The organism is Rhodothermales bacterium (genome assembly GCA_017643395.1).
Classification (GTDB): domain Bacteria; phylum Bacteroidota; class Rhodothermia; order Rhodothermales; family UBA10348; genus JABDJZ01.
On sequence record JAEPNP010000002.1, the window covers coordinates 22,733 to 36,668 of the forward strand.

3 protein-coding genes are annotated in these 13,936 nt (G+C 62.9%); all 3 read right to left on the reverse strand.

The window, feature by feature from the left end; translation table 11 throughout:
- Window positions 1-111: 111 nt before the first annotated feature.
- Window positions 112-4,467 carry a T9SS type A sorting domain-containing protein gene (locus tag JJ896_08615; protein ID MBO6779700.1) on the reverse strand — a complete coding sequence of 1,452 codons (4,356 nt, stop codon included), beginning with the start codon at window positions 4,465-4,467 and terminating at the stop codon, window positions 112-114.
- A 246-nt stretch (window positions 4,468-4,713) separates the two neighbouring features.
- Window positions 4,714-7,308, reverse strand: a complete 2,595-nt coding sequence (locus tag JJ896_08620) for a T9SS type A sorting domain-containing protein (GenBank protein MBO6779701.1) — start codon at window positions 7,306-7,308, stop codon at window positions 4,714-4,716.
- Between the two features lie 99 nt (window positions 7,309-7,407).
- Window positions 7,408-13,017, reverse strand: a complete 5,610-nt coding sequence (locus JJ896_08625; protein MBO6779702.1) for a T9SS type A sorting domain-containing protein — start codon at window positions 13,015-13,017, stop codon at window positions 7,408-7,410.
- Between the last annotated feature and the right edge of the window lie 919 nt (window positions 13,018-13,936).

Consider the following 13,936-nt stretch of genomic DNA (forward strand, 5'->3'; position numbering starts at 1 on the left):
CCCGACCTGCCGGATGAAGCAAGTCGGGGTCTGGCCACGTGGGCGTGGCGGGCCTTCCTTAGCGGTGGGTGGTTAGCGGTGCATAACGGAAGGCCAGAGGGCTATGGCGCCCTATTTGACGAGGGTCAGGATTCGGCTCTGGCTGATCGCCGGCGAGTCCAGGCGATACAGGTAAGTGCCGGAGGGCAATCCGCCCGCATCGAACCGTACTTCGTGCCGACCGGCTTCGACCACGCCATGCACCAGCAGGGCCACTTCCCTGCCGAGCAGATCGTACACGGCCAGGCGTACATCGGCAGACTCCGGCATGGCAAACGCGATGGTCGTCACCGGGTTGAACGGGTTCGGATAGTTCTGCTCGAGCGCCCACTCTGTCGGCAACTCAGCCGCGTCCTCCGTGTCGGTGGACGATGCCGGGATCGCCGGTCCGGTAGAGATCGTGCCATCGGCAGAGCCCACCGTGATGATGCCGTCAGCCGCAGCCAGGAAGAGCACCTCATCGGCGCGCAGGCTGAACTCGGCGAAGTCGTCGTCGGCAGCGGCCAGCGCACGGCTTGGATCATCGTCGGTGTAGGCACCGAAGCCCCAGAGACCGAGGAAGATGTCGTCGTCCGCGTCACTTGCACTCTCGTTGAACGCGATCGCCTTGACCTGCGGCGTCAGGCACGCGGAGTTCGTGCTCGAGGGGGTGCAGGTCACACCACTGTCCGTGGAGATGACCGGTCCCATGAACTTCCAGGCCGGGTCCGTCGTGGCGGTGTTTGCCGTTCCACGGAACAGTCCCGAACCCGTGCCCACGAAAATGAAGCACTGCGTGGGAGCACCGGCGGAACAGTCGTTGTCGGGACTGAACGCCAGGTCGAACACGTGGCCGCCCTTACGTGCATTCGGATTGTCGGTCGCATCCGCTGTGGCGCCGGTCAGCACACCGTTTTCGGCGGTCGATCCGAGTACCTGCCAGCTTATGCCGAAGTCGTCCGAATAGTAGACGCCCTTGCCGAAGAGACCTGCGTAGATCAAACCGGAGGTACTGGGATGCGCCTCAAGCGACCACGCTGTATCCGTGGAGCCCATCGGCAACGTGCCCAGGTCCTGCCAGAGGCCCCCGCTGTTGAGCGACCGGTACACCTTGCCGTTGTTCGCGGAGATGTACAGGATGCCGGCGGCGTCCTCCGTGATGGAGTACACATTGACCCAGTAGGCGCTGTTGGAAGCATCGCCCGGCCCGAGAGCCGGCCAGGAGGCCGTCCAGCTCTGTCCGTTGTCGTCGGAGTAGTAGAGGCCTGCGTAGCCCCATGCGGCCAACCACACCCGGCCGCCCGAGGTCTCAAACAGACCGTTGGGTACCAGCGGGAACGGTAGACCGGTGGCGCATGGACGCCAGAGGTCCGGCAGAGCCGCCGAAGTCAGTGGCGAAGGCGGCCAGATGTTGTCCGCCGTTGTGGCTTCGTTGTTATCGGTGTCGATCAGGGTCGGCACCTTGCACCATACCGCGCCGTCCTTGCCGGGAGCACCCTGGTAGATGCCGGCGAGCAGCTGATTGAACGGCTGATACGTCGTACCACCCACGGTGAGCGTCTGCGACACATAGATCGCAGAATTGATCTGCGTGCCTGCCGGGAAGAGGAAGCCCATCGTGACTTCCAGCGAGGCGGAATCGTCGTCGTCGGTGGTGTTCGGCAACGTGCTCGCGGTGAAGGTCACCGTGCGATCCACGTTGGTGGTCACAAAGCCGTCACTGACGGTAAGCGTCGCCGATGCGCCGGCTGCAAGCGTACCGACGTTCCAAGTCGGATCGATAAACGATCCCGGGCCGCTTGTGCTCGCAGAGCTTACGTAGGTCGCCAGCGTCGGATCGAGGGTCACCGTCACGCAGTTTGCGGCCGTCGAGCCGTCGTTGGTGACGGTTATCTCCAGCGTATTGTTGCTGGAGAGCACGTCCGTGGCATACAGCGCTGAACGGTTCAGTGTGACATCCACGCTGGGGGTGCCCACCTGCTCGATTCCCGTGTAGGTAATGTCCTGGTGCGTCGACGAGAAGTCGATCGTTGACGCCGGCGGCGTGCCGAGGGTTGACACGGTTGCACCTGCGGCACTGTCTACCAGGAGTCCGTCCGCGGGACACGTCCCCGTGGGATCACCGCCGTTGACCGTGATGGCGTAGCCCGTGCTACCGGTCGCCGGAGTCACTGTGAACAGGTCGGCGCCATCGCCACCGTTTACAGTCACGTTTACTGTCGGCAGCGCGCCGCCCGAGGTATCCAGGAGACCCAGATTAACCGTGTCGCCACCGCTGGCCGTCGTGATGGTCAGGGTATTCGGAGCCCCGCCGGTCGGATTCCGGAAGCTTGTCGCTTCGCCACAACCGTCACAGTCGATCCAGGAATAGTTGTTGTTGGTAGCCCCATCGCCCGAAGCGTTCAACGTTACAGTGCCACTCGTGGCGAACGTAAACGTCTTGGTCGGCGCCGTGGAGTTGTCCGTGATCGGGTCGAAGTTCGTGTAGGTGATGGTGTGAATGTCGCCACCATCGGTCATCACGATCGAGCCGTCCGTCTCGTTGGTATACGTCTGCGCAATCGACGTCAGCGTCGGAGTCGGCGACAGGACAATCGAGTCCGTGCCCCCGGATCCGCCGTCAATGGCGATCGTCAGGTTGGAGTTGATGTCCCCATCGAACGTGAACACGTCGTTGTTGCTCGACCCGGAGACCGTGGTGGAGGTCGTACCAGCTACGCCGGAGTAGATGGTCACGCCGTTGGCGTCCTCTACCGTCAGCGTTGACCCCACGAAAGTGATGTCACCACCACCGCCGCCCATAGCGACGACCACGTTGGCTGGAGCGGCCACGACGGCCACCTGATAGTCCTCGACCTCACCGTCGGCCATATAGCCCTTGTAGCCGGAGCTTTCGCTGGTGCCCGAGGAAGACGTCACCCGAACGCGCACGTTGTAGGAGGACGCGTTTGCGCCGGTCACAGCGATTGGAATCACGTTGTGGCCTGCAACAATGGGGTTGTCCACATCGCGCAGATCTGTCCCGACGTCATCAAAATCGCCGTCGCCGTTCCAGTCAATCCAGATGTTTGCGAAGGCGTTGGTGCCTCCCGAGAGGAAGAGCTGGATGCTTCCGGTCTGTCCATTGGTGAACGACGAGAACACCACACCGTCCTCATCGTCCGAGCCGGCCGAGTCGTCTCCGTCCGCAGAGGCGCTGGACTGTCCGTCCGTCTCCGTGTCGCGAAGGGCACCGAGGAACACGCCGGTGGCCTGGTGACGGGCACCATCGTTGACCAGCAACGTCTCTTCGTTATAGGCAGCAGACGGCAGGTCACCGAAGTCGTACGTAAAGGTCGCCTCGTGAGCCCCGCGATCCTCTGCAGCATCGCGCGTATTGCCGTTGATGTCCTCCGTGGTGGAGCTGTTGCCGGTATTGATCGCCAACGACTCCGCCTTCAGCGTGAAGTCATCGCCGGATGCATTCGTGAACTCCGGATCCGATGCTGTGATGTCGTTGCCGCCCGTTCCCGTGGCCGTGGAGGCCGGGTACAGGTTGTAGTCACCGGAATCCACATCGAATGATTCCGTGCCTGCCGCGCCGGCGGTGTTGCCGTTGAACACCGAGTTGTTGAGTGTGCTGGACCCGGCCACGTTCTCGAACAGGCCGCCGCCGGAGCCGGTGGCGGTGTTCGCGTAGAACGTGGAGTGAACGACGGTGATGGAAGCGGTCGCATCCACGAAATTGATTCCGCCGCCGTCGCCTGCGCTCGCGGCGTTCGTGTCGAAGATGCTGTTCGTGACGCTGGCATTACCCACGCTGGCGCCATCGGCGATATAGATGCCCCCACCGGAAGAGGCCGAGTTGTCCTGGAAACGACTCTTGTCGACCACCAGGATGCCGCTCTGCACGTACACAGCGCCGCCGAGGCCTGAGGCGGTCGACACCGTGTTGTTGCGGAACAGCATGCTTCGCAGCGTGACCGTTTCCCCGTTGTCCGGAAGCATGCGGAGTCCGCCTCCGGTGGTGCCCGTCGACCGGGCCGCATCGCGTACGGTCAGACCATCCAGAATGACCGTAGACGCCCCCTGAATGGTGACCACCGGCGAAGACGTGCTGGACGTCTTCAGCACAGCATGATTGGCGTTGACGTCTCGCTCGGACAGGGCGGCCTCCCCACCGACAAATCCACCGTAGATGGTGAGATCCTTGTTGTCGATGTCGTGCGTCGTCGTCGTCGTATACGTGCCGGCAGCCACCCAGATGGTGTTGCCCGAGCTTGCAGCCGCGATGGCTGCCTCCAGCGTCGTAAACGCCTTGGCCCAGGTCAGGCCGTCCGAATTGTCTCCCGACTTGGAGACGAACAGGTCCTGCGCGGAGGCCGTCGTCGGCAGAAGAACTAGAATCGCCAGCAGTGGAAGCAGCGCCGACGTGACACGAGAAGCTAAAGTAGTAGCCCAGCCTTTCATGGCTTTCTCAGGATGATGAGCTTGGTGGGTGGATGCCTGGCTTGGGGGCCGGGCCTTCACTCGCTCCTGAGAGCAGATCCGGGCGCTAAGGGGGTGTATACATCGGCGGAGTAGCACAAATGCGCCATGGCAGGCCGCCTGCGCAGACTACCTCCTCCGAGTTGGTATTACGCACGGAAATGTCCGATTTGCGCTCGCGGTGTCGCAATCGTGTCCATTCCCGTGTCCGATATGTGCTTGTGACGCCTACTTCATCAGCGTCATTGTGCGGCTCACGGTGCCATCCGCGGTGCTCAATCGGTACATGTACGCTCCGGATGGCAGGGCCCGGGCGTCGAAGGTGACCGCATGCCTTCCGGCCTCAATCGGTCCGTCCATCAGCAGGCTTACCTCCCTGCCCAGCAGGTCATACACCGCAAGGCGGGCATCGCCCGAAATCGCGGTTTCGAACCGGATTGTGGTCACTGGATTGAACGGATTCGGGTAGTTCTGATGCAGCGTCACGTGCGATGGGGTCTCCGCTGGATCCTCCGACGCGGTACCGGTACTGCCGCGATCGAAGACCGCAAAGTGTGAGGAAGTCACACCTCCGGCTCGGGTGAAGAATCCCCCCAGATAAATCTCTCCGCTTTCGGCGAGTGCCATTCCGCGGACCGACGCGTTCGTTCCGGAGCCCAGCGCGCTCCAGCTTCGATCCGCGGGGTCCCAAACGGCGACGTGCGGCGCCTCCCGGCCCTCGGCGTGCGTAAACACGCCGCCTGCCAGCACCGTGCCTGCCGGACCGCGGGCCAGCGAACGAACAGCCGAGTTCAGTCCCGTGCTCAGCGGGTGCCACATCTCCTGATCAATATCCCAGCGCGCCGCGTAGTCCGCGGCGACGGTACCGGCGCGGGTAAATATCCCACCCGCATAGAGATCCCCATCCTCGGCGACGACAAGGGCGCGAACGATGCTGTTCTTGCCCAGTCCGAGCGGCTCCCAGGAGGTCGCTCCTGGCTTCCATCGGGCGATGCCGGCCGCGCCGACTCCGTCCGCGGTAGTAAAGCTGCCACCTGCGTAAATGGTGCCGTCCAGTCCGATTGCCACTGCGTCCACGCCCGCATTCATGGTAGTGCCCACGGAAGACCAGGACTCAGTAGCCGGATCCCAGATGGCGACTCCCGGCGCGAGCTCCTGCCCGGCCTGGGAGAAGTAGCCACCTACCACAAGGCGACCGGCACCATCCACGGCCAGGTCCTCGACCGCGCCGTTCACGCCGGCCCCCAGAGGACGCCAGTCCGTGCCGTCCCATCTCGCGACGAAACGCAGCGGGGTCTGCCCGGAGGCGGTGAAGTAACCACCCGCGAATACGTCACCGTTCGGCGTTCGGGCGAGGGCCTTGACCAGGTTGTCGAGCCCATCGCCCAGGTGCTCCCAGTCTTGCGATTCCGGATTCCATCGGGCCACAGCGGATGCGTTCTCGCCTGCGACCCGCAGAAACACCCCGCCCGCATAAACGCCCTCCGGGGCGGCGAGCAGGTCAAAGATGGCGCCGTCAGTTCCGTTTCCGCCGTCCGATTCCAGGAAGGCGCCCGCCTCCACCCCGGGCGTCCAGGCTACCAGACCGTCTGCGTGCGATTGGGAGACCTCTGTGAAGGCGCCGCCCGCCACCAGTCCACCAGCGCTCAGCTGGGCCAGGGTGCGCACCCGCGAATTGGCCTGAGGGCCTTCCAGCCAGTCCCCGTCGAAGAGTGCTAGACCGCGCGCATCGATTGCGCCGGCCCGCGAAAAGGCTCCGGAAACGGCAATTCGGCCGTCCGGAAGCACGACCAGATCGTCCACATTGGCATTCAGCCCCTCAGCGACGGTCTCAAACGTTCCCGATCCCTCATCCCAACCAAGAATGCGCTCATTCGGGATGGGGCCGGATTCAAATCGGCCTCCGATGATCATGCGGCTCCCGTCAAACGCTACGGCCTCCACGGGGCCCGGGGCTCCGTCTCCGTAGGGTTGCCAGGCACCTCCCTCCCATCGGGCGATGTGTCCATGGGCTTCCAGGCGACCGGATGCCACCAGCACACCTGCGGGAGACACGGCCAGTTCACGTACATGGCCTTCGAGACCGGCGCCCAGCCCCGTCCAACTGTCTCCGAGCGGATCGTACACCGCTACGCCGCGCGCCTCCTGCGCCCCAAAGCGGGTAAACACCCCTCCTGCTGCTATGCGGCCGTCGGGCAGCGTCGCGAGTGCGTCCACGGCCTGATTGGGTGAGGCTCCCAGGCCGGCCCATGACTGGGATACCGGATCCCAGCGGGCGATTCCAACAGCCGGAAGCGCATCGACCTCCGTGAAGGCCCCGCCAGCATACAGCCGGCCGTAGGGGTCCAGCGCCAGCGAGGTAACCACCGAGTTGGTACCGGTGCCCAGTGCGTGCCAGGAGCGGGACTCGGCGTCCCAGCGGGCCACGTTGCCGACCCGCGTGCCCCCGGCGAATTCAAACGCGCCACCCGCGTAGAACCCACCCGAACCGTCGGGCACCACAGCATGCACATCGCCCGAGACCCCGGCGTACGGAAAAGCGAAGCCGTCCTGCCAGTAGATGTCGTCGGGGCTGTCCCCCGCAGTCGCCGTGTGGGCAGAAGCGTGCTGCTCCAGCGGGGACGGCAGGGGCATCACAAACGCCGGTCCGGGCGATGGGGCCTGTGTGAGCCCCGCCATGCGCGCCATACCCGCCCGTTCAGTGTTGCCGAAGGCCGCAAACCAAAGCACGAAACCGGCCAGGAGCGCGGCGCCGACGCGCCAGAATGCAAGAAGATCGTCCGAGAACTCGTCCGCCCCGGGGGCGGCAGGAGCTGCGTACATACCGTCAGGGTGCAATCAGAAGACCATGCCCGACCGACTGGGCGGGCCGCGAAACCAAAACGCCCCCGAAGTCGCAGGGACTCCGGGGGCGCTCCGTACCTACTTCATCAGGACCAGCGTGCGCGTGGTCGCGAAGCTTCCGGCATCCAGCCGGTAGACGTACGTCCCGGTCGGGAGACCGGCCGCGTCGAAGGTGACTTCATGCTGACCGGCATTGATGTGTCCGTCCACCAGCACGCTGACCTCGCGGCCGAGCACGTCAAAGACGCTCAGACGGACCGTGCCCGACTCCGGAAGTGCAAAGCCGATGGTCGTTACCGGATTGAACGGGTTCGGATAGTTCTGCTCGAGCACGAACCCTTCCGGCAGTTCGGCCGCGGCGGTGCCGGGCGCATCTTCGGTGGACGTGGACGTGCCCGAGGCCGCCATGTCAAAGCTCACGATGCCCTCACTGGCCGAATTCGCGAACACCTGGCCCGTAGTCGAGACCGCCACGAAGCTGACCTGCTGCTCCCTGAGCTGGTACTGCTCAAAGTCCGGCGGCCAGGCCTCCGTCGGGTTGTTGTTGACAAACACGCCCTGACCCCACGAGGCGGCGTACAGGTTGCCCATCATGTCGAACGACAGATCGCGGATCTCCGGACGACCCTTCCAGTCGTGGTGCGGGTTGTCGACGTTCGAGTTGACGAACTTCCAGATATCCACGCTCGTCGGGCTCGGGTCATCCAGGCGATAGACACCCTTGCCGGTGCCGGCGAAGAGGGTCATCATGTCCGGATCGAACTCGAGGTCGAAGATGTGACCGGCCTTGTTGGCAAGCAGCAGGCTGTTGCCTGTCAGCTCCCGCCAGGTGAATCCGTAGTCATCCGACACGTAGACCCCGTAGCCAAACGTTCCGGCGTAGATGGTGCCAGGCGCCATGGGATGGGCTACCAGGCTCCACGGCGTATCCGCAGAGACACCCGGAAGGCTGCCCACCTGCTGCCAGGTCTCACCCTTGTCCAGGGAGCGGAACAGGTTGCCGTTGTTGGCCGAGATGTAGAGGAAACCGTCCACATCCTGGGTAATCGCATAGACGTTGCTCCAGGGGCCGTTTCCTGCACCCAGCTGGGCGTGGGCTTTCTCCCAGGTCAGGCCGCCGTTGTCGCTGTAGTAGAGACCCGCCCAGCCCCAGCTCGAGAGCCAGATACGGTCCGTCTCCGGATCACGATGCAGGTCGGTGACTACCAGGGGGTACGGCAGGCCGTCGTCGCACGGACGCCAGCGGTTGCCGAGCCCTACGATGTCATAGCCCTCGTAGTAGAGCTCACCCGTCATGGGATTCGTCGTATCCGGGATGCGGCAGAGCACGGAGGCATCGATGCCCGGGGTGCCCTGGAACAGGCCCACGATCATGCGCTCGAGCTGCACGTCAGAGCCCAGGTGCATGTTCGGACCGACCGGACCCAGATTGGTCTTGTAGAACAGGGCGGACTGGGCCAGAGCCTTCGCCGGGAACGGGAAGGTCGGCTTGATCTGGGCGAGATCCGCGTGGTTGTTCCAGAGTTCCGGATCAGTGGTGAAGGCCGTCACGTGCTGCTTGTTGAGGTCGCCCACGATCTGTGAGTTGACCACGGCCTTGGCCGTGAATTCAGCCATTTCACCCGGCAGAAGCTTGCGGATCACCCAGTCGTCGCGGTCCGGGTCGTTCTCGCCCGCTTTGGTGTCGAACCAGCGCGGCGCAACGTCTGCCAACATGCCCACCGAAGGCGTGCCACCGGCGTAGACCGAGAGCTTGGGATCCAGGATGTCCGGAACGCTCACGCACTGCGCCTTGTCGTGGCCCAGGTTCGTGACCTTGACCGTGACCTCGATCGCATCGCCCGGATAGACCATCTTCCACTCCGGATCAACGATCGTCACGATGGATAGGTCGGCCTGGTAGTCGGCCAGCGCCTCGATTCCCGTGTACTCGATGTCGCCGAAGTGCGTGTAGGGGTGGAACTTGACCGTTCCCATGCCACCGTTCATCTCGCCGAGGCTGGCGATGGTGCCTTTCCAGTCGTCCCGGATGTCCAGCACGTCACCGTAGCACATGAGCGGAGCATCACCCTCGACGCGCAGGTCGAAGAGGTCGTGCTTGACCGGGGTGACCACGATGTAGTCGGCGTCGTCGTTGCCGGCGAGGAGCACGGAGTCGAAGTTGCGGAACGGATTGCCCGCCTGCCCATCGCCCAGGGACTTGTCCAGGCCCTGGAAGTCGATGGTGTCTTCACCCGTTCCGGCCATGACCTCGATCGAATTCCTTGGGCCGTAGAAGCTTACCTCTTCGGCCTGGTCCGAGTCGATGAAGGAGTAGCCGTCCGCGAAGTAGTCGTCATCCTTGATGATGATGTCCTCTGCGCCGCCGTTGAACGCGAATACGCGGTCAGTGGCGAGGATATTGTCGATGATCGGGTCCAGACCACTGTAGAACAGCGTGCGGTTGATCACCGTCTGGCCGTCGCGCTTGCGTAGCTCGATGGATCCGTCATTGGGCCCATCGAACAGATGCTTGACGCGGTCCCAGCGATCGTTGTTTTCGCCGAGTTCGACCGTGTCGTGTCCGTCCCCGAGCATCGCCATGAGCGTGCCGACGGGAATCGCGTCCGGATCCACGTAGAGGTAGTCGTCGGCTTTGGTGCCCATAACGGTGACCCGACCCACGTCCGCGATCGCATCCTGGAAAAGGATGTCCCCGTCCTTGTTGGCGATCACGATGTTGTCTCCGTCTCGAGTGACCGAACCGAGCTGGCCGTCAGACTTGACGATCAGGTCCGTGCCCTCGTCCAGGAGGCAGACTACGTAGTCCTCAACCTCACCGCCCGACTTGGCCTTGCCGGTCGGAACGTCGCATTCGTCCGGCTTGGCGCAGAGGCGGAAGCGCACATTCGCGTTCCTGGTCAGCGTGCCGGGGATTTCCGGCAGCGTGAACGAGACCAGATTGTCTCCGGGGTTGACCCAGAGGTCATCCACCACGTGCTCGGCTCCGGTCCCGAACTTGTTGTCCTGGATGTTATAGTCGACGAACACATTCAGGTATCCGCCCTTGTTGCCGGCCACATTGGCCACCAGCGTATTCAGCGCGCTGCTGTAGAGCGACTCCTTGCCGTGAGCATCCCGGATCAGGAAGGTGATGCCGTCTTCGTCGTCACCGTTGCCGTCGAAGTCACCGTCGGTGTCGTCACCGTCAGCATCGGCGGACTCCTGGCCGTCCGGGTCGGAGTCGATCATCTCGCCAAGGAACAGGTCGGTCAGCGGGTGGCGCGCGGCGTTCGGACCGGCGGTCTGCCCGTCCGTGTCGGCATCGCCGAAATCCAGAGACAGGATCTCGACCTGATAGTCTTCTACCTCGCCGTCGTCAGCCAGGCCGATGTAGGCGTTGCACATCATGTTGTTGGAACAGATGCGAAGACGCATGAAGGTCTGCTTGGTATTGACGGAGGTCGGCAGAACCGGCACGTTGATCGTGACGTCGGAGGTATTCGGGACGCCATTGGTGGTCCCGGTCGGCGGCAGGCTTGCGTTGTGGATGGGGTGCTCGCCCCAATCGTCCCAGTCGCCGTCGTCGTTGAAGTCGATCCAGATGTTGAGCCGAGCCGAGTCAACGGGAGCGGCGTAGCGGATCGAGAACGGCTCGGTGGTACCCGCAATCAGCGTCAGCGGACTGGGGGCCAGGATGCCGTCCTCATCGTCGGTACCGTCCAGATCGTCGTCTCCGAGGGCCTCGTCACTGGGAGCGCCGTCGTTGTCCACATCCACCTGGTTACCAAGCATCGGACCCGTCGGCACCAGACGGTGGCGCGCTCCGTTGTCCTCAAGCAGTGTCTTGTATGGCGCCGGCGCATCGCCGAAGTCCAGTTTCACTACCGTGGCCACGGACATGTCGTTGTCCGGGTTGGTATCGAACTGGTCCACGTGGGCCAACATGGCCGTGTTTACAAGGTCATCCTTGATGTCGCAGAAGAACTTGATGCGGAGCTCGCGAGTCTCGCCGCGCAGGATCTTGTTGATCTTCCAGACGGCTGTGTGCTCGTCCGGGAGCACATCAGGACCACTCGGATCTGCCTGTGTCGGCGGCGTGAAGGCGAACTGCTCATCGTCCAGATTCCAGTACGCGCGGTCGAAGGTCATCTTGTTTGGATTGTAGATGTCCTTGACGCGCACCCAGGTGGCCGGCTCCGGACCCAGGTTCTTGACCCGGATCACGAACTCGGCGACGCCACGGTCTTTGTCCGCGTCAAAGGAGACGACCTCCTTGGTGATCTGCAGATCGGCGTTGCCCGCGCCCTCGACCTTGCCTTCCACGATGCCCTGCGGGCTGTGATCGGCGGCAGAGCCGGTGTCGATGACCTCAGCCTTGATGCCGAAATCGTCGCCGCAGGTGGCACGACCGGAGATTTCGACGAACTCCATGTCGAAGATATCCTTGTGCGGACCGGCGGGAGCGTCCAGGCTCAGCTTCCATTCCACCGGGAACGGGTAGTAGGCGGCGTGATCCTGCAGGGAAAGATGGGTGCCCATCGGCCCGAAGGGGTTGACCGGCACGGCCATGCTCGCGCTGGAGGCGGGATTCATGGAGGCCACCGGCTCGAAGCACCCGTGCGGATCAGACTCGCTGATCAGCACCTTGATGTCGTGTGAACCGTCAGGGCCAAGGTTGGTGAGCTTGACGCGGAAGCGGATGTCTCCTTTCACCTTGGGCTCGACCTCGAAGAGCTGTTCTATCTCGAAGCCGACGGCGTTGGTCTTCTCGGAGAAGCTCCCCAACTTGAATACGTTGCCGTCTGGTGTGCGGATCAGCACGGTGTCGTCGGCCTCAATTCCAGGCAGCTGCGTAGCGACAAAGGTCTGGCCGGCGATGTCCGCGAAGCTCACATCTTCAAACGGCGTGTCCTCCAGGATGACGCCCTCCGCGGTCAATTCTGTGACAATCCTGAACGGGCTGCTGACTTGCGAGAAGCGGAGGTCCCGGGTCGGGTCACCGCTGTGCACCGACATGCCGGTTTCCAGGTCAATACGCTGGTTCTGGCCCGCCACCATCAACTTCGCCCGAGTCGGATATACCTCAAGCTCCAGATCTGCCTTTGTATTGTGCACCTCGGCCACAGCAGGGCCGTTGTTGGACAGATCCGGATCGATGGCACCGATCACCTCGGTGATGCGCGCATTGCCGCTGAACCAGAATTTGGGCTCACACTTGACCTTGCCCTCGACCGTGAACTCCACGTCGTCGTAGGTATAGACGTGATTCACATGGGTCGGCGCGCCAAGTGACGCCCCCCATTTGATGGGCAGCTTGAAGTGCGGATCGACGTCCGTGCCGTTGATCTTCTTCACCTCGAAACACTGCTGGGTGTCGTAGGTGTCGAACCAGACCCACACGGTCGGAGCCGCATCGGGACCCAGGTTGGTCGCAGTGATCGTGAACTCGACCGTTTCACCTTTCTTGACCCGCTCCTTGTCCGCCTCGATTTCCACCTGGACGTCAGCCTGCTTCTGGTAGTACTGACCGAACACACTGTCGGCCGTCAGGAGCAGCGTCAGGAAGACGGAGATGAGAAAGGACAGGACCGGGACGATCCAGCTCGGGCCGGAGCTCTTGCGGGATCGAGGTGCCGGGACCGGTGAGAAGCGCTGATAGGGGCTTCCAGCCGAGTATGGGGCACGTGGGGTGTTTGCGGCGTACATGGCAGCGAACGGTTATCCGTTGATTAGGTGCACGGCAGGCCACGCAGGGCGCGCGATCTACCGAACACGGATAACGGAGCCGTTCAGGGCCCTCGGGAGGCCCGTCCGCTCACATGCACAGAAAGTCGGTCACGTCACGATCGGACGTCCGACAAGCGAGAATCGGCGTAGAGATATGTCCGGCGTGTTGCAGCCGGATGACCGATTTCTAACGGATGAAGGCTGTAATGGCCAGCGCGAACACAGTCAGCGCAAGCACAAACAGGTCACCGAGACGCAGTCTCGACGCTTCCTGCCGTTTCTTTTCCTTTTGATAAGCTGTTTCCATCATTCTTGCCCGTGGGTGCGAGCAGCAGCGCGATCACGAGGAACACGGCACAGATGGCTGCAAGCACGGCATCCACAAGTGGATATCCGGGCGGGTCAGTAGAGGAATGGAGATCCCCTTCAGTATGTCGGCGGCTCATAACTGAATTGCCTCACTGGAATCGTTCGCGCGGTCCCAGTTCGGCTGACTACGGGGCGGCGTCCGGGGGAAAACGCCGATCCTTTTTGCGGCTAGTCGAGCTGGGGGGGACCTAGAGGGCGAATAGAGCGCGCTCCACAGCCATAAAGGCAGGAGCGGCCAGCATCGCCATCAGGAGCGCGATCGTGAACAGATCGGCAATCCAACTTTTACGCTGTTGCATCGGGGTAGTAGCGTGTCTTAATAGGCGTGAGTTAGGTCGCGTTACGGATATATTAACGGGCTCTGTGACCGATTTCGGGGGGCGTGTCCGATTTGTGCTGCGTTTATCTACTGCCTGTTGTCTGTTTTCTGGCGATGGGGTCCGGAGTCTGATTTGTGCCAGAAAGAAGCCCCCGACCGGCATTTCGATCGGGGGCTGAGGGCACAGACGCGTTCGTCGGATGGATAGGT

Excerpts from the sequence above, each read along its gene's own strand:
- JJ896_08615 (MBO6779700.1), bottom strand. The coding sequence starts at position 4,467 with ATGAAAGGCTGGGCTACTACTTTAGCTTCTCGTGTCACGTCGGCGCTG.
- JJ896_08620 (MBO6779701.1), bottom strand. The coding sequence starts at position 7,308 with ATGTACGCAGCTCCTGCCGCCCCCGGGGCGGACGAGTTCTCGGACGAT.
- JJ896_08625 (MBO6779702.1), bottom strand. The coding sequence starts at position 13,017 with ATGTACGCCGCAAACACCCCACGTGCCCCATACTCGGCTGGAAGCCCC.